Annotated in this window: 18 protein-coding genes; 7 read left to right on the forward strand and 11 right to left on the reverse strand. The window is 67.9% G+C overall.

What is annotated here, in order from left to right:
* Window positions 1-2: 2 nt before the first annotated feature.
* The 5 genes from FQU96_RS32445 to FQU96_RS32465 all read right to left on the reverse strand — a co-directional run bounded on the left by FQU96_RS32445 (window position 3) and on the right by FQU96_RS32465 (window position 4,058).
* On the reverse strand, window positions 3-770 hold the full coding sequence (locus tag FQU96_RS32445; protein ID WP_146545543.1) for an ABC transporter permease: 768 nt from the start codon (window positions 768-770) through the stop codon (window positions 3-5).
* The gene (locus FQU96_RS32450; RefSeq protein WP_146545544.1) at window positions 767-1,525 is read right to left on the reverse strand and encodes an ABC transporter permease; all 759 of its coding nucleotides are present in this window, start codon (window positions 1,523-1,525) and stop codon (window positions 767-769) included. The genes FQU96_RS32445 and FQU96_RS32450 overlap by 4 nt, the downstream gene beginning before the upstream one ends.
* 82 nt (window positions 1,526-1,607) lie before the next feature.
* On the reverse strand, window positions 1,608-2,420 hold the full coding sequence (locus tag FQU96_RS32455) for an ABC transporter ATP-binding protein (protein WP_146545545.1): 813 nt from the start codon (window positions 2,418-2,420) through the stop codon (window positions 1,608-1,610).
* Window positions 2,417-3,349, reverse strand: coding sequence for an ABC transporter substrate-binding protein (locus FQU96_RS32460; RefSeq protein ID WP_146545546.1), 933 nt, complete (start codon window positions 3,347-3,349; stop codon window positions 2,417-2,419). The genes FQU96_RS32455 and FQU96_RS32460 overlap by 4 nt, the downstream gene beginning before the upstream one ends.
* Window positions 3,291-4,058: an FCD domain-containing protein gene (locus tag FQU96_RS32465; RefSeq protein WP_146545547.1), complete on the reverse strand. Its 768-nt coding sequence runs from the start codon at window positions 4,056-4,058 to the stop codon at window positions 3,291-3,293. The genes FQU96_RS32460 and FQU96_RS32465 overlap by 59 nt, the downstream gene beginning before the upstream one ends.
* A gap of 95 nt (window positions 4,059-4,153) precedes the next feature.
* Here FQU96_RS32465 and FQU96_RS32470 point away from each other — a divergent pair, with 95 nt between their 5' ends.
* The 4 genes from FQU96_RS32470 (at window position 4,154) to FQU96_RS32485 (ending at window position 7,646) form a co-directional block, all read left to right on the forward strand.
* Complete coding sequence (locus FQU96_RS32470) at window positions 4,154-5,128, forward strand: fumarylacetoacetate hydrolase family protein (RefSeq protein ID WP_146545548.1); 975 nt, start codon at window positions 4,154-4,156, stop codon at window positions 5,126-5,128.
* Between the two features lie 76 nt (window positions 5,129-5,204).
* Window positions 5,205-5,981, forward strand: coding sequence for a cyclase family protein (locus tag FQU96_RS32475; RefSeq protein WP_146545549.1), 777 nt, complete (start codon window positions 5,205-5,207; stop codon window positions 5,979-5,981).
* Window positions 5,982-6,061: 80 nt separating this feature from the next.
* Window positions 6,062-6,919, forward strand: coding sequence for a fatty acid desaturase (locus FQU96_RS32480; RefSeq protein WP_146545550.1), 858 nt, complete (start codon window positions 6,062-6,064; stop codon window positions 6,917-6,919).
* A gap of 160 nt (window positions 6,920-7,079) precedes the next feature.
* Window positions 7,080-7,646 (forward strand): hypothetical protein, encoded by a 567-nt coding sequence (locus FQU96_RS32485; RefSeq protein WP_146545551.1) that lies wholly within the window; start codon window positions 7,080-7,082, stop codon window positions 7,644-7,646.
* A gap of 34 nt (window positions 7,647-7,680) precedes the next feature.
* Here FQU96_RS32485 and FQU96_RS32490 read toward each other — a convergent pair whose 3' ends face one another.
* From FQU96_RS32490 to FQU96_RS32500, 3 genes are all read right to left on the reverse strand, one after another.
* A complete protein-coding gene (locus tag FQU96_RS32490; protein WP_218574964.1) occupies window positions 7,681-8,358 on the reverse strand; it encodes a carboxymuconolactone decarboxylase family protein in 678 nt (225 codons plus the stop codon).
* 82 nt (window positions 8,359-8,440) lie between these two features.
* Complete coding sequence (locus tag FQU96_RS32495) at window positions 8,441-9,016, reverse strand: hypothetical protein (RefSeq protein WP_146545552.1); 576 nt, start codon at window positions 9,014-9,016, stop codon at window positions 8,441-8,443.
* A 141-nt stretch (window positions 9,017-9,157) separates the two neighbouring features.
* On the reverse strand, window positions 9,158-9,898 hold the full coding sequence (locus tag FQU96_RS32500; RefSeq protein WP_146545553.1) for an aldolase: 741 nt from the start codon (window positions 9,896-9,898) through the stop codon (window positions 9,158-9,160).
* 134 nt (window positions 9,899-10,032) lie between these two features.
* Here FQU96_RS32500 and FQU96_RS32505 point away from each other — a divergent pair, with 134 nt between their 5' ends.
* The gene (locus FQU96_RS32505) at window positions 10,033-11,478 is read left to right on the forward strand and encodes a hypothetical protein (RefSeq protein WP_146545554.1); all 1,446 of its coding nucleotides are present in this window, start codon (window positions 10,033-10,035) and stop codon (window positions 11,476-11,478) included.
* Window positions 11,479-11,705: 227 nt separating this feature from the next.
* Here the strand turns inward: FQU96_RS32505 and FQU96_RS32510 are convergent, their stop codons facing one another.
* Window positions 11,706-12,413, reverse strand: coding sequence for a DUF1194 domain-containing protein (locus FQU96_RS32510; protein WP_146545555.1), 708 nt, complete (start codon window positions 12,411-12,413; stop codon window positions 11,706-11,708).
* A 124-nt stretch (window positions 12,414-12,537) separates the two neighbouring features.
* Between FQU96_RS32510 and FQU96_RS32515 the strand changes: the two genes are divergently transcribed.
* A complete protein-coding gene (locus tag FQU96_RS32515) occupies window positions 12,538-13,020 on the forward strand; it encodes a YbaK/EbsC family protein (RefSeq protein ID WP_178130843.1) in 483 nt (160 codons plus the stop codon).
* A gap of 61 nt (window positions 13,021-13,081) precedes the next feature.
* Complete coding sequence (locus tag FQU96_RS32520) at window positions 13,082-13,456, forward strand: hypothetical protein (protein WP_146545557.1); 375 nt, start codon at window positions 13,082-13,084, stop codon at window positions 13,454-13,456.
* 2 nt (window positions 13,457-13,458) lie between these two features.
* On the opposite strand, the gene FQU96_RS32525 is transcribed toward FQU96_RS32520, so the two are convergent.
* Window positions 13,459-14,676: a threonine synthase gene (locus FQU96_RS32525; RefSeq protein ID WP_146545558.1), complete on the reverse strand. Its 1,218-nt coding sequence runs from the start codon at window positions 14,674-14,676 to the stop codon at window positions 13,459-13,461.
* A gap of 117 nt (window positions 14,677-14,793) precedes the next feature.
* A complete protein-coding gene (locus FQU96_RS43070) occupies window positions 14,794-15,483 on the reverse strand; it encodes an RNA-binding protein (protein WP_146545559.1) in 690 nt (229 codons plus the stop codon).
* Window positions 15,484-15,708 lie beyond the last annotated feature (225 nt).

Genomic DNA, 15,708 nt, shown 5'->3' on the forward strand with positions numbered 1-15,708 from the left:
GTTCAGTGGACGGGCGTGCGCCAGCGCAAGGCGTAGCGTTCGACGCTCGACAGCAGGGCGGCGCTGACCAGGCCGATCAGGCCCAGCAGGATGACGCCGGCGAACAGATCAGGCGCGCGAAAGGCGCGGGCCGACAACAGGATCCACAGCCCGAGGCCCTCGCGGCTGGCCAGCATCTCGCCGACGACGGCTAGGATCAGCGCCACGGTCAGGCCCAGCCGCAGGCCGGCGAAGATGTCGGGCAGCGCGTTGGGCAGGGCGATCTTGGCGATCACCTCCCAGCGCGACAGGCCGAGCGCCCGGCTGACCTCGTAGAGGCGCGGCTCGACGGCGGCAAAGCCGTGCACGGTCGCCAGCAGCATCGGCCACAGGGCGCCGAAGCCGATCACCACCAGCACCATGCCTTCCGACAGGCCGAGGAAGGCGATTGCCACCGGCACGATGGCCGAGGCCGGCAGCGGCCGCAGGAACTCGAGCGTGGGACCGAGATAGGCGCGCGCCGCGGGCGAGATGCCGATCAGCGCGCCGAGCCCGATGCCCAGCAGCGACGCCAGCAGCCAGCCCCAGACCATGCGCCCGACCGTACCCAGCACTTTGTCGAGCAGTTCGCCGCTGGCGAAGCCGCGCTCGAGCGCCGCCCAGGCCTTGTCGGGTCCGGGCAGGAACACCGGCGACACCAGCCGGGCGTCGGCCGCCAGCTGCCACAGCAGCACGATGCCGAGCCCGACCAGGACGCTGGCCGCCAGCCACAGTGCGCGGCGCCAGATCATGGTGCGGCCTCGACCGCGGCGGCGGGCCCGAACAGGCGCGCCTGCGCCCACAGCAGGGCCGCGTTCAGTCCCCAGCCGACCAGGCCCACCCACAGCAGCAGCGCGAACATCAGCGCCGGCCGCAGCGATTGCTGCGCATCCATCAGCGCGTAGCCCAGCCCCAGGGTGTTGCCGGTGATCTCGACCGTGACGGCCACGATCAGCGCGATGCCGACGGCCAGGCGAAAGGCGACGAACAGGCGCGGCAGCGCGGCGGGCAGCACGATCTTGGCGACGCGTCGGCCCAGGCCGAAGCCCAGCGCCCGGCTCACCTCCAGCAGGCGCGGCTCGATGCCGGCAATGGCGGCGCGCGTCAGGATCAGGATCGGCCAGAAGGTGGCGAACGCGACGATGGCGATCTCCATGCGATAGCCGAAGCCGAAGATCAGCAGCACGATCGGGATCAGCGCCACCGACGGGATCGGCCGGAACGCTTCGACCGAGACCGCCGCCAGCCGGCTGGCGGTGCGGAACAGCCCCAGCAGGATGCCGAAGGCGAGGCCCAGGCTGGTGCCGATCGCCAGCCCGGCAAACGCGGCGATCAAGGTTTGGCCTGTGGCGTGCAGCATGGTGCCGTCGATCAGCGCCGCGGCGCCGGCAGTCGCGATCTCGCTGGGCCGCGCCAGGCTGTCGCTCTGCAAGCCGGTGGCGCGCGCCGCCACCTCGGCGGCGATCACGATGCCGGCCGGCACGACGAGGCCGCGCCATCCGCTCATGTCGTTTCCTCGTCATCCCGAGCGGGGCGAGGGATCTTCGGCGAGCGACGCGCGGTGCGCTGCGCTCGGGATGACATCGCCATCACGCCTCGGACTCCTTGATGAAGTCGAACAGGGTGCGGCGCAGGCGCAGGAAGTCGGGATGCTCGCGCGTGGTGAGCTGATCGCGCGGCCGCGACAGGCGGACATCGAACATGTCGGCGACGCGGCCGGGGTTGGGCCGCAGCGCCACCACGCGGTCGCCGAGATAGATCGCCTCCTCCAGGTCGTGGGTGACGAAGAACACCGTGGCGCCCGAGCTCGCGGCCAGCGCCAGCACCTCGTCCTGCAGCGCCTGGCGCGTCATGGCGTCGAGCGCGCCGAACGGTTCGTCCATCAGCAGCACGGACGGCGCCTGCGCCAGGCAGCGCGCGATCTGCAGCCGCTGCTGCATGCCGCCCGAGAGCTGGCCGGGAAACTTGTCGGCATGGTTCGACAAGCCGACCGTGGCGAGCAGGGCGGCGATGCGGGCCGGACGCTCGGCGCGCGGCATGCCGATCGCTTCCAGCGCGAGGCTGACATTGCCGGCAGCGGTGCGCCAGGGCAGCAGGGCCTTGCCATAGTCCTGGAAGACGATGGCGATATCCTGGCGCGGCCCGGAGACCGGCTTGCCGTCGTACAGCACTTGTCCACCGCTCGGCAGGTAGAGGCCGGCGATGAGGCGCAGCAGGGTGGTCTTGCCGCAGCCCGACGGACCCACGACGCAGACGAATTCGCCACGCCCGATATCGAGCGAAATGGGATCGAGGATCCGCCGGCCGGCCAGGGTGAGCTCGACGGCGCGGAAGCGGATCAGCGGCTCGCGCGCCGCCGGCGGGGCGAGGCTTGCTGGCGCGGTGGCCGCCCGCGCCGTCATTTCACCAACAGCTTGCCGGCGTCGGGGCCGGTCTTGAACATGTCCTGGCCCCGCATGACGTCGACCCACCATTTCAGCTGGTCCACGGTCAGGTTGGCATCGGGCTTGGAGATCAGCACCGTCTTCAGCACTTCGGGCGGCAGCTTGATGTGCTTGCCCATGTGCTCGCGGGTCTTGTCGGGATTGGCGGCGACGAACGCCGAGCCCTCGGCAATCGCCTCACGGAAGGCCGTCACGACAGCGGCGTTCTTCTGCGCCCACTCGCGCGTGGCCGCATACAGGATCTGCGGCTTGTCCTCGGGCAGATCGACCATGTAATGGAACGCCACGGTGCCGGTGCCGGCCGCGACCATGCGGCTCATGAAGGGATCGGCGGTGACCACGGCATCGACCGTGCCGCCCTTCAGCACGTCGTTCATGGTGGGGAAGGAGACCTCGACGAAGGTCACCTTGCGCGGATCGACGCCCTTCTCGATCAGCCACTGCCGGAACAGCACATGCAGGAAGGCGCCGAGGCCGGGTGCACCCACCTTCTTGCCGACGAAGTCCTGCGGCGTCTTGATCTCGACGCCGGTGCGCGCCACCACGCCGCCGCCCTTGGCGTTCTCGCGCGCCGAGACGCTGGCACCCGAGACCGCGACCAGGTCGAGGCCGCCGTCGACCGCCTGCAGGAAGACCGAGGGTGTCGGGCCGCCGAACTGGATCGAGTTCGACATCAGGGCGGCGGGGATGTTGGAGTTGATCGCGATCAGGACCAGGTCGGCGTCCAGCCCGCGCTTCTTGAAGAAGCCTTCCTCCTTGGCCACGAACGCCGAGGCGAAATCGGTGACCGCCGTGTAGCCGATCGCGATCTTGGTCTGTGCCGCCGCACTAGTGGCGAGCGCGACCGACAGCGCGGCGGCGGCGATCCCCTTGAACAACATGCGCATGGGTGCGTTCCTCTTTGGCCTTGTTGGTTGGCGGATAGACGATGGCCAGCGTCGATGCCAGATGGTCGGCGAGTTTCGCGGTGGCGCGCGTGCTGTCACGCGCCAGGGTGAGGTCGGCCAGGATCTGGTGCTCGTCGTCCAACTGGCCCGGCCTTTCGAACCGGGTCATCATCACCCGGCGATAGCGGTAGGCCTGATCGTAGAGCGCGCTGTGCAGGTCCAGCAATCGCTGCGAGCCGCAGGCGGCGATCAACGCCGTGTGGAAGGCCTTGTGCACGGCGTCGAAGTCGGCAACGCCCTCGCGAAACCGACCCGTACCGCGCGCCGTGAACTTCCGCATGCGGTGCAGGCTGGCGACGATGCCGGCTTCCCACAGATCATCGCCGCGCGCCATCGACAGCCGCAAGGCCTCGACCTCGATCAGGGTGCGCGTGCGGGTGATGTCCTCGAGATCGGCCCGGCTGACGCTGGCGACGCGAAAGCCGCGCTGGCCGATCGCCTGCACCAGGCCCTGCGAGGCCAACCGCGACAGGCCTTCGCGAATGGGCGTCGTGCCGATGTCCAGTCGCGCCGCCAAGGCCTGGATGCGCAACTTGGAGTCGGGCGCCAGGGTGCCCGACAGGATGTCGCGCTGCAGGATCGCCGTCACCCGTTCGGTGAGCGTCTCGGCGGTGGGAGGCGATTCGGTCAGCGGCACCAGGGCAGCCATGGCGCGACTGTGTCATGCGGTGGCAGGCATCGCAAATGGAATATCGACAGAATATTTTTTTATATATATTTTGAGACAGTGATCAGGAGGGAACGATGAAGCTGGCGACATACCGCCATGGCACTGACGTGAAACTGGGCGCCGTGCACCAGGACGACCGGCGGATTCTCGATCTGGCTGCCGCCGCCGGCCACGGCGCGGTGCCGCATTTCGCCTCGATGCTGGCGCTGATCGATGCCGGTCCGGCAGCGCTCGATACGGCGCGCACGCTTCTGGAGCGCCACGCCGATGATGCCGATCTGAACCATGACGTCGGCGCCGTGAAGCTGCTGTCGCCGGTGCCGCGACCGCGGCAGATTCGCGACTTCTCGGTGTTCCCCGGCCATATCCGCCAGGCGCCGGCCGGCATGCAGCGCCTGCTGGCGCGCCAGCGTGGCGACAACGCGGCCGCTGCGGCGGTGCGGCCGGCCGACGACGTGCCGCCGGTCTATCGCGCGCAGCCGATCTACTACAAGGCCAACCGCTTCTCGGTGATCGGCACCGATGAGACCGTACGCTGGCCGCGCTACAGCCAGGTGATGGATTTCGAGCTGGAGTTCGGCGTCTTCCTCGGCACCGGCGGTACCGACATCGCCAAGGGCCAGGCGCGCCGGCACATCTTCGGCTTTGCGATCTTCAACGACTTCTCGGCACGCGATGCGCAGTTCACCGAGATGCAGGGCATGCTGGGGCCGTGCAAGGGCAAGGATTTCGACACCGGCAATGCCATCGGCCCCTGGCTGGTGACGGCCGACGAGATCACCGATCCCTATGCGCTCACCATGTCGGTGCGCGTCAACGGCGAGACCTGGGCCAGCGGCACCTCGGCCGAGATGCTGCACGGCTTCGAGGACATGATCGCCTTCGTGTCGCGCGACGAGACGCTGCATGCCGGCGAATTCTTCGGCTCCGGCACGATGGGCAACGGCTGCGGGCTGGAGCTCGATCGCTTCCTCAAGCACGGCGATGTCGTCGAACTCGACGTCGAACGCATCGGCGTGCTGCGCAACACCGTCGTGCGCCAGGATTGACGGTCATCCGTGCCGCGCGCCACCATCACGCAACACACCGTCTGAACGCCCTCCGCACCCATCGAAGGATACCGCCATGCCGCGCCGTTTCGTCGACCTGTCGATCTATCTCGAAAACGACGTGATCTCCGACCCGGTGCCGTTCGGGCCCAAGATCCAGTACCACAAGCACGAGGATACGGTGGGGCAGATCGCCGGCTTCTTTCCCGGCCTGAGCAAGGACGACATGCCTGACGGCGCCGGCTGGGCGGTCGAGACCATCAACCTCAGCACGCACAACGGCACGCATCTGGACGCGCCGTATCATTTCCACCCGACGATGAACCACGGCGAACGCGCCATCACCATCGACGAGGTGCCGTTGGAATGGTGCTTCCAGCCCGGCGTGAAGCTCGATTTTCGTGACAAGGCCGACGGCTACGTCATCACCGCGCAGGATGTCGAGGACGAGCTCAGGCGCGTCGGCCATGAGCTGAAGCCGCTGGAGATCGTCGTGGTGAACACCCGCGCCGGATCGCGCTACGGCAACAACGACTACGTCAATGCCGGCTGCGGCATGGGCTACGACGCCACCATGTTCCTGCTGGAGAAGGGCGTGCGGCTGACCGGCACCGATGCCTGGAGCTGGGATGCACCGTTCTATTTCACGGCCCAGAAATACGCCGAGACCAAGGATCCTTCGATCATCTGGGAAGGCCACAAGGCCGGCCGCCACATCGGCTACTGCCACCTCGAGAAGCTGCACAACCTCGAGGCGCTGCCGCCCGACGGTTTCGTCATCTCCTGCTTCCCCCACAAGATCCGCGGCGCCTCCGCCGGCTGGACCCGCGCCGTGGCGATCTTCGACGAGTGATACCTCTCTCGATGCATCCGCCGATCTGTCATGGTGGAGACTGAGAACGCCAGGGGTGCTGGTCGCTGCGGGAGGGGCAGATGAGTGGCGCGCAGGCACCGATGATCATGACGGATGCGCGCGTGCGTGCCATCAGGTGGCGCGACCTCGGGCAGCTGTCGCGGCTTGAAACGATCGGCGAACTGCTGATGCCCGTGCCGTGGCTGGCCCTGTCCTTGGGACTGGCGCATGCCGGTCACCACGCACTGGCCCTGCCGGCGTCGTTCATGTTCTTTCTCACCGGCCTGCGGCAGATCCACGACAGCTATCACGGCACGCTGGGCCTGACGCGGCGCGGCGACGACGTGGTGATGCTCATCCAGAGCGTCCTGATGATGAGCGCCCTGCACGCGGTGAAGATCAACCACCTGCGGCACCATCGGCTCTGCATGGCGGCGGGCGATGTCGAGGCAGCCAGTGCGCGCATGAGCGCCGTCGGCGCGATCGCGTTCGGACCGCTGTTCCCGTTCGTGCTGCTGCGCGAGGCCTTCCGCAGCGGGCCGCGACGCGACCGGCGCTGGGTGCGGATCGAGCTCGGCGCCATCGCGTTGTGGGTGGTCCTCGTGTTCGGCGTGCTGGAATGGGACGCGCTGCGCTACCATGTGCTGGTGATGGCCGCCGGCGAATGCTTCACCGCGTTCTTCTGCGTCTGGACGGTGCATCACGGCTGCGACCGCGATCATTTCATCGCCCGCACGTCGCGGCGGCGGATCTGGAACACCGTCTTCTACGACATGTTCTTCCACGTCGAGCATCACCTGTTCCCCGGCGTGCCGACACGGCATCTGCATCGCCTGGCCGCACGCCTTGACGCCGCCGCTCCCGAGTTGTGCGGCAAGGACGTCTGGGTCGTCGAGGATGTGTTCGGCGCCTCCTACCCAACCGCTGTCTCAAAGTAAACTTGAATACTCACTCATTTTAAGATACTGTAGTCGGCAGCCGCTGACAGATGCCGATGCATGACCTTCGGCCGATCCTCGTGCCGGACGTCGCCGGCGTGGCCGTCCCTTGATCGGACGGCGGGTCACTCAGCGCTGACGACGGGAGGAGGATGACCACATGGGCGTTCTCGAGTTCCGGGCCATTACGATCGTTCCCGCCGGCTTACGCGGCGATGGCGCGGGTTTTTTTGCCGGAGGCCAGTTCGTCGTTCGCGCCGCCTTCGATGCGGATGATTGCGCACGCTATGAATACCGCCAGGACATCAAGGGGACGGCATCGGTGCACCAAGGTGTGCTCGGTGCCGGTGGCCCCGCCAGCCTTGGCGGCTGGCTGCCCGCAGGCGCACCGCGCAACGCCGGCCCGGACTTCACCGTTCCCGGCGGTCTGACGTCCTCCTTCAAGGAAGACGGCGAGGTGCGCGGCGGGCGCGTCGAGCGCTTCGGCCACCGGCGCAATGCTGCCGTTCTGCGTACGGGACTCGAGGACCGCTATCTCTCCGCGCAGCGAGACGGTTGCCAGTATCGCCTCCGGGACACGTGGGGCCTGCGCGGCGCCGCGCGCCCGGCGGGGCTGCGCATCACGATCGACATCATCTATCGTGGACGGATCATCGATACGGCCGATGGAAACCGCGTGATCAGAACGCTGCACTGGGGCGTCCATATCGACGATATCATCACGTAGACCGCCGTGACGATTGTCGACGCAGAGCGCTCGTCTAGCGGCGTTTCTTCTTGGCCACGGCCTTCTTGCGGGCCGGCGCCTTTTTCTTCGCCGCCGGTTTCTTCGCCGGCGCCTTCTTGACGGCCTTCTTTGCTGCCGGCTTGCGCGTGCCCGGTGCCGCCAGCGGCTCCTTCTCGCCGGGCGGCAGTTCCATCTGGAAGACGTTGAGTGTGATGGACACCAGGCTGTAGTAGCCGACGACGCCCACCAGATCGACCAGACCCTGCTCGCCCAGCGCCGCCAGCGCGCGCTTGTAGGTGGCGTTGCTGACGCGGTTGGTCGCGAAGTACTCGGTCACGGTGTCGTAGATCACGCGTTCGACGTCGCGGCGGAAACGCGGCGCCTTGCCCAGCCGTACCGCCTCGATGATGTCGTCGGGCAGGCCGGCCTGCTGTGCCAGGCGGGCGTGGGCCCAGAACTCGAACTGCGCGCGGAAGTGCTTGCCGGTCAGCAGGATGGCCAGCTCCGACAGGTCCTTGGGCAGCGAGTTGCTGAAACGGCAGTACTCGCCCAGCTTCTGCGCCCGGTCAGCCAGCACCGGGCTGCGCAGCCACGGCTCGAACGGTCCGCGCAGGCCGCCACGCGGGCCGCTCATGATCGAGTCGGCCACGGCACGCTGTTCGGGTGTCAGTTCGGCCAGGTCAAGCGGGGCAAGGCGGTACTTCTCGGCCATCCGGTGGGCTCCTCCACGATGATGGCCGCCTTAATGCCTGCATATCAGCGGGCTGTCGACTGCCCGAGTCAGCGAACACGAGTCAGCGCGAACAATCGGCAGCGCCGCGACGCGAGCGATTGGGATCGGCAAAGATGGTGTTGATCATCTGGCGCCCGGCGGCGTAGGCGCGGCCGGGCGGGAACGGGCAGGCGACATAGGCCACCCAGGTCACCTCGCTGCTGTTGGCCGTACGCAAGGTCAGGGTGATGCGCAGGATTTCATCGTTGGCATGCGGGCGCGCCTCCAGGCTGCGCACGCTGCGTTCCGGCATGGGTGGGCGGGCGTCGGGACGATCGCTGGTCGACGGCAGCTGCCCGCGCGTGCCGAGCATGACGCCCTCGGTCGTCAGGCCGCCGGCAAAGCTTTGCGTCAGGTTGACCTGCATCTTCAGCACATGGCCGCCGCTGAAGCCGACCTGGTGGCCGCGGGCGGCCAGTTTTTCCATCACCAGCCGCCGCAGGTCGCGGCCCAGCTCGCTGTCGCTGTCGAGATCGACGGCGTATTTGCCCGCCGGCATTGGCTTCTTGGCCTGGATATCCAGCGACGGGCCGGGCGGATTCTGGGCGCTGGCCGCCGGAGCCAGCACGAGCGCGACGGCGAGGAACACGGTACGCATGCGAGCACTTCCAGCAGTCATCATGGACCTCATCATGCCTGAACGCGGATGGCCATGGCACGCTGCATCAGGCGTGGATCACAAAAGCGTTTTCGCCGATCTCGTCCGGTGAGGGAAGCGCATCAAAAAACACGACCGTTTTCAGGTCAGCCGATCCCAGCCCGGCTCATCGCGACCGAGCATCCGCTTCAATGCCTCGAAATGCAGCAGTGCCTGCTGACCCTCGCCCGCCATCTGGCGCACCGTGCGCTCGACGGTCTGGGTCGGCACGATTTCCAGCGGCCGGCCGGTTTGCATCGCCAGCACTTGCACCAGCGCCGCGCGCTCGAGGTAGTAGAGTTCGTCATAGGCCATGGCGACGCTTTCGCCGGTGACGATGACACCATGGTTGCGCAGGAACAGGATCGGCTTGTCGCCCATGGCGCGGCACAGCCGGTCGCCCTCGTCATTGTCGAGCACCAGGCCGTTGTACTGCTCGTCATAGGCGATGCGATCGTGGTAGCGGAAAGCGTTCTGGGTGCACATCTCCAGCCGGCCGCCGGTCAGCGTTGTGAGTGCCGTGGCGTAGGGCATGTGCGTATGAAGCACCACCTTGGCCCGCTTGTTGCCGAGGTGCACGCGGCCATGGATGAAGAAGGCGGTCGGCTCGACCGCGTGGCGGCCCTCGATGATGGTGCCACTGGCATCCGTCATCACGATGTCGGCCGGCGTGATCTCCGACCAGTGCAGTCCCTGCGGGTTGATCAGGAAGCGATCCTCGCGGCCCGGCACCACCATGCTGAAGTGGTTGCAGACACCTTCATTGAGCTGGTGGCGCGCCGCCCAGCGCAGCGACGCGGCCAGATCGATGCGGGCCTGGGTGACAGGATCGGTGGCAGGCATGGGGCTCCCTCGGGACAACCACCTACGTTTAGGTGCTTGGAGGTGCCGGCGACAAGCCCACGGTTGTGCGCGGCGGCTTTGCGCGACACGAATTCGTCATCATTGACCGCCATTTCTGTGGCATGGTCGAGTGGATGCCAGGCAAGCGCGGAAAGGTCGTATCCGCCGCCGTACCGGCGCGCGGCGGCGCGCCCGAGGCGGCGTTGCGCCGCGCCGCGCGCTCGCCTCTGGGCGCCATGGTGGCGCGACCCTGGGTCGACCCGGTAGGGCTGGGTGCGTTGCGCCGCTGGTTCTTTCCGCTGTCGCGGTTATGGGCCGCCGCCAACGTCGCCGAAGGCGACATCGATCGCTTTTTCGCCGAACCCGGCGCCCCGGCGGATGGGCCGTGGTCGCGCCGCGTGGTGGGCGCCGTGCTGCGCCGCCATGAGGCCGCGCGCCGGCGTGCCGCCAACGAACGGGTGCACTGGGAGACGGCGGCGTTCGGCCCCGATCCGGTGCCGCCCGAGGCGCTGGGGCGTCTCGATATCGCCCGCCGCCGGGCCGCCTCGTTACACTTGGCAACGCGCGGACTGCTCTATCCGCTGCTCTATTCGCGCCGCATACCACTGGCTGCATGGTCGGTCCCGACGCCGGCCACGGTCGAGGCGGCCTATGGCGTGGGCCGCGATGATCCGGCCGCGGTGTACGCGGTGCCGACGACCATGCCCGCGATCGACGTCTCGCATCCTGCCGTGCGGCCGGGTGCCACGGAGCGCTGGTTGCGGTTCACCACGCCGCACGCACCACTGGCGGCCCGGTCGGGCTGCGCGACGGTGTACGCTCGCGTCGTCGAGCCCGACGGTCTGCCGCCACACGCGCCGACGGTGATCGCCGGCAACGGGCTGTGCGTCGAAAGCGACATCCTGGTGAACAGCATCGATCCGGGCAGTGTGCTGACGCCGCTGGGGTTCCGCGTCGTCGAGGTCGTGTCGCCGTATCATGGCATGCGCACCCAAGTAGGCACGTACGGCGGCGAGCCGTTCTTTGCCGCCGCACCCTTGGGCACGCTCGATCTGATCGTCGGTCAGACCTTGGAGACGGCGGTGCTGATCGACTGGTGCCGGCGGCAGTTCGCCGGACCGGTCGCGGTCGGCGGTATTTCCATGAGTTCGTTCGTGGCCCAACAGGCGGCCACCTATTGCCGCGACTGGCCGCAGCGCCTGCGGCCCGACGGATTGCTGTTGGTGAGCCATTCCGGGCGCATCGAGGAAGTGACGTTCTCCGGTTCGCTGATCCGCGCGCTCGGCCTCACCACCTGGTTGCAGGCGGCGGGCTGGACCCGCGAGATGCTGATGCGCTGGGAGGGCCTGCTCAATCCGTCCGGCACGCCCGGCGTGCCGCCCGAGCGCATCGTGTCCGTCCTGGGTGTTGCCGATCGCCTGCTGCCGTTCGAGACCGGCCAGGAAGTCGGGCGCGCCTGGTCGCTGCCGGCCGAGAACGTCTTCGAGCTGCAGGTCGGCCACCTCGCCATGCCGGTGGCACTGATGCGCGACGACCGCCCGCTGCTGCGGCTGAAGGCGGTGATGGAAGAAGCGTGTTGACCTCTCCCCGGTGGGGCTGTCGCATTCACACATCTCATCGCGATTTCGCTGTCATTTGCGAGCGAAGCGAGCCCTGGGAGCGCGGGCGTCCCGCCCGCTCATGTCGGGCGAAAGCAAAGCTTTCGCCTTGATGCGGGCGGGACGCCCACGCTCCCAGGAATGATCGTGTTTCTCGCGGTTCAATCGCAGCGACAATGTGTGAATCCGATAGCCCCGGTGGGGAGAGGTTAGGAAATCTCGCGCGTCATCTTGCTGCGAATGGCGCGGCCGAAATCCTCGAAGCCCTTGGCCACCACCATGAACGAGCCGGGACCGCCGATCACCTTCTCCTCGTAGTAGGTGTCGAGGTCGGTCTCGGGCGGGCGGCCGAAATTGGGCCGGTCGCTCAGGATCGGCAGGCCGTTGATGACGATGCCGCGCTTGATCAGTTCGTCGCGCACCAGTTCGGCCGGCGGGCCGTTGTTGGTCTTGCCGTCGCCCGAGATGTCGATGACCTTGCGGTTGGAGCGGAACAGCGGTTCGTCGAACTTGGCGCCGGCATAGGCCAGCGCGGCACCGACCGCGGTCCAGCTCTGCGATGTCATGGGTGAGGTGTCGAGCTTGGCGGCGAAGGAAGCCGCCGCCGCCGGGCCATCGATCATGGTCCAATCGATGGCGGTGCGCTGGTAGTGCGTGCCGGCCCATTCGACATAGGCGATGGCGATCCGCTTCAGGACGCCGCCGGTCATGGCGTCGAGCACGCGCCGGTCGGCCAGCGCATCGAGATAGCCCTGGCGCTGCAGCCGCGCTTCATCCTCGTCGATGCTGCGCGAGACATCGACGGCGATCACCAGCCGCAGGTCGACCTCGACCACCTCGTCGGCGTGCACCACAGTCGGCGCGGCGACAGCCAGGGCCGCACCACCGGCGTTGCGCAGCAGGGTCCGTCGCCGCATGCCCGCCTCCTTGTTTCGGGACGGCGGCCGGCATTTCCGGCGGCCGCCGTCGCCGCTATGGTCGCGCTAAACGCGGCGGTCGCCAAGCCCGCCGATGCGGATGCATCCCACGAGAGGAGGTTCCATGCCGCTGGCACCGTCGGCGCAGAAGGTTGAAGACTGGCTCGCGGCGCGCGGCCTGGCCGGCCGGGTGACGGAAATGCCCGACAGCACCCGCACGTCGGCGGAGGCCGCGGCGACGATCGGCTGCACGGTGGCACAGATCGCCAAGTCGCTGCTGTTTCGCGGCCGCGACAGCGGCCGGCCAGTGCTGGTGATCGCCAGCGGCATCAACCGGGTCGACGAAGCCAAAGTCGCCGGCCTGCTGGGCGAGCGCATCACCCGGCCGGACGCCGACTTCGTGCGCGGCGCCACCGGCTACGTCATCGGCGGCGTACCCCCCGTCGCTCACGACGCCGCGATCACGACCTTGATCGATGCCGACCTGCTGGCGCTCGACCCGATCTGGGCTGCCGCCGGCACGCCGTTCGCGGTTTTCCGCCTGACAGCCACGGAATTAGTCGCGCTGAGCGGCGGTCAGGTTGTTGACCTGAAACGGGCAGCCTGACACCGGCACGCAGGGGACCGGTGCCGGTCGTCCGAGGTGACTGGCTTTCGTGGAGGTGCCCATGCAGACGACAAGATCGTGGCGTGTCCTGCTGGCCATGAACGTGATTCTTCTGGTCGCGTTGACCTGGACCGGCACCCGCTCCCAGACCACGGTGCCGGTCGCCGACGTCGTGCGCGCCCGCCTCATCGAACTGGTGAACGCGCGCGGCGAGATGCGGGCTGAGCTGTCGCTCGCCGAGGGTGGTGGCGGGCAGCTACGGCTGCGCGGCGGGCAGGGCGAGATCCGGGTGAAATTCGGCGCGGCAGACGACGGTGCGATCCTGCTGATGCTCGATCACACGACCGAGCCCGGCGTCCGGCTGGCGGCGGAGCGCGCCGGGCCCAGCCTGAAGCTCACGACCCCGGGCAAGCCTGACCGGATCGTCAGCCCCTGATCTCACAGCGCCGCATAGTCGATTGCCGCGTCCTTGTTCAGCTTCGCCGTCGGCTCGGGCATCGGGTACTTCAGCCCGGTGGCGCAGTTGAACAGCATGACCTGCTCATCCTTGCGGATCTGTCCGTCGACCAGCGCCTTCAGGTAGGCGGCATAGGTCGCGGCGCCTTCGGGGCAGAGCAGCAGGCCTTCCTGTGTGCCGACTTCGGTGCGGGCAGCGTCGATGGCGTCGTCATCGACCGCGATGGCAAACCCGCCGGACTCGCGCACGGCGTCGAGGATGAGGAAATCGCCGATCGCCGCCGGCACGCGGATGCCGGCGGCGATGGTGTGTGCGTTGGCGAACAGCTCGGCATGGCGGGCGCCGCTTTGCCAGGCCTTCACGATCGGCGCGCAGCCGGTCGCCTGCACGGCGACCATGCGCGGCTTCTTGGTGAGCCAGCCGATGGCCTGCAGTTCGTTGAAGGCTTTCCACATGCCGATCAAACCGGTGCCGCCGCCGGTCGGGTAGAGGATGACATCGGGCACGTTCCAGCCGAGCTGTTCGGCCAGTTCCAGGCCCATCGTCTTCTTGCCTTCGATCCGGTAGGGCTCCTTCAAGGTCGAGAAGTCGAACCAGCCGCCGATCTCCTTGCCGCCGCCGACGATCTTGCCGCAGTCGTTGATCAGGCCGTTGACCCGCCACAGGCGGGCGCCTTGCAGCGCCGTCTCGGCCATGTTCACCACCGGCGTATCGTCGGGGCAGAGCACGATGGACTCGATACCGGCGCGCGTGGCGTAGGCGGCCAGGGCGGCGCCAGCGTTGCCATTGGTCGGCATCGCGATCTTCCGCACACCCAGTTCCTTGGCCATGCTGACCGCCATGGCCAGCCCGCGCGTCTTGAACGAGCCGGTCGGCAGGCGGCCCTCGTCCTTCACCAGGATCTCACCGCCACCCAGCTTCTTCTGCAGCCGCGGCAGCGGTACCAGCGGTGTCCAGGTCTCCCCCAGCGAAACGATGTTGTCGGACCGGCGCACTGGCAGCAGCTCACGAAAGCGCCACATGTCCTGCGGACGGTCCTTGAGCGCACTCTTGGAGACAGCGCGCTTCACGCCCTCCAGATCGTAGCGCACGACAATCGGAAACCCTTGGGGTGACAGATTGTGCAGGACGCCGACCGGCAACGCCTCGCCGGTCATGCCGCATTCAAGGCGGGACACGCAGTAGGGATAGTCGGTCATGACGCCCACACGACTGTTGCGGAATGTTCATTAAACTGCATAAAAATGGCTCCGGCGAAGACTCGCCGGAGCCAGAAGTAGATCTCCCTGAGCGCTGAAGCGCCCAGCGTCTACAGCCTATTGATCGTCGCCGTCGTCGTCGCGGTCGCGTCGGCGATCACCACGATCGGGACCGCCACGCCGGCGCTCGCCGCCGCGATCCGCACCCGGGTCGAAGCCGCCACCGCCGCCGCCAGGACCAGGGCCGGGGCCGCGGTCGAAGCCACCGCCGCCACCGCCGGGTCCACGACCATAGCCGCCGCCGCCGGGTCCGCGGCCGTAGCCGCCGCCACCACCGCCGCCGCGATCGAAGCCGCCGCCACCGCCGCCTTCGCCGCCACGGCCATAGGGACTACGCGGTGTGCGGTCGAAGCCGCCACCACCACCCCCGCCGGGGCCACGTCCATAGCCGCCGGGGCCGCGCGGGCGGAAGCCACCGCCGCCACCGCCCTCACCGTCACCGAAGGAGCGCGGGCCGCGGCCGAAACCGCCGCCGCCACCACCACCACCGCCACCGGGCTGACGTTCCACGGCCTCGCGTACGGCGAGCGCTCGCCCACCGAACTGCGAGCCATCCAACGCCTTCATTGCGGCGGTGCCGGCTTCGTCTGTCGCCATTTCGACGAACGCAAAACCGCGGCTGCGGCCGGTTTCGCGGTCCATGATGATCTTGGCTGAAGCTACCTCGCCGTAGGGCGAGAAATGCTGGGTCAGATCTTCGTTCGTGCACGTATAGGGCAGGTTGCCCACGAAAAGTTTGCGGCTCATTCCCAAGAGGCTCGTTGACGGGTGGGGAGAAAAACGATCGGGTGCGCCGCCAGAGACCCAGTGCCGCAACGGCGGCCTGGTGCCGGAAAACACATATCTGGCCTGTCGTCCAAAGACTTCCGAAGTCGCAACCGAAACCAGTTAGCCCAAGATCGGCGGCTCATGCAACCGCCGGAACTCTGCCAACCTCACGACTATGCCCCCTGCAACATCAAATGTCCACCC

This window comes from Reyranella sp. CPCC 100927 (genome assembly GCF_007859315.1).
GTDB lineage: Bacteria > Pseudomonadota > Alphaproteobacteria > Reyranellales > Reyranellaceae > Vineibacter.